This window comes from Huaxiibacter chinensis (assembly GCF_022171985.1).
Taxonomy (GTDB): domain Bacteria; phylum Pseudomonadota; class Gammaproteobacteria; order Enterobacterales; family Enterobacteriaceae; genus Enterobacter; species Enterobacter chinensis_A.
This window is the reverse complement of sequence record NZ_JAJVHF010000060.1, coordinates 1-938: the sequence shown is the minus strand read 5'-3', so window position 1 is coordinate 938 and position 938 is coordinate 1. Positions and strand designations below refer to the sequence as shown.

General features: G+C 59.4%; 1 protein-coding gene. It reads left to right on the top strand.

Going from position 1 to position 938, the window contains the following annotated elements; all coding sequences use genetic code 11:
• Positions 1-140 precede the first annotated feature (140 nt).
• On the top strand, positions 141-938 hold a 798-nt coding region (gene intI1, locus LZP96_RS23915; protein WP_016809449.1), incomplete at its 3' end, for a class 1 integron integrase IntI1.

Sequence of the window (938 nt, the reverse complement as noted above, 5' to 3'; positions counted from 1 at the left end):
CTAACTTTGTTTTAGGGCGACTGCCCTGCTGCGTAACATCGTTGCTGCTCCATAACATCAAACATCGACCCACGGCGTAACGCGCTTGCTGCTTGGATGCCCGAGGCATAGACTGTACAAAAAAACAGTCATAACAAGCCATGAAAACCGCCACTGCGCCGTTACCACCGCTGCGTTCGGTCAAGGTTCTGGACCAGTTGCGTGAGCGCATACGCTACTTGCATTACAGCTTACCAACCGAACAGGCTTATGTCCACTGGGTTCGTGCCTTCATCCGTTTCCACGGTGTGCGTCACCCGGCAACCTTGGGCAGCAGCGAAGTCGAGGCATTTCTGTCCTGGCTGGCGAACGAGCGCAAGGTTTCGGTCTCCACGCATCGTCAGGCATTGGCGGCCTTGCTGTTCTTCTACGGCAAGGTGCTGTGCACGGATCTGCCCTGGCTTCAGGAGATCGGAAGACCTCGGCCGTCGCGGCGCTTGCCGGTGGTGCTGACCCCGGATGAAGTGGTTCGCATCCTCGGTTTTCTGGAAGGCGAGCATCGTTTGTTCGCCCAGCTTCTGTATGGAACGGGCATGCGGATCAGTGAGGGTTTGCAACTGCGGGTCAAGGATCTGGATTTCGATCACGGCACGATCATCGTGCGGGAGGGCAAGGGCTCCAAGGATCGGGCCTTGATGTTACCCGAGAGCTTGGCACCCAGCCTGCGCGAGCAGCTGTCGCGTGCACGGGCATGGTGGCTGAAGGACCAGGCCGAGGGCCGCAGCGGCGTTGCGCTTCCCGACGCCCTTGAGCGGAAGTATCCGCGCGCCGGGCATTCCTGGCCGTGGTTCTGGGTTTTTGCGCAGCACACGCATTCGACCGATCCACGGAGCGGTGTCGTGCGTCGCCATCACATGTATGACCAGACCTTTCAGCGCGCCTTCAAACGTGCCGTAGAA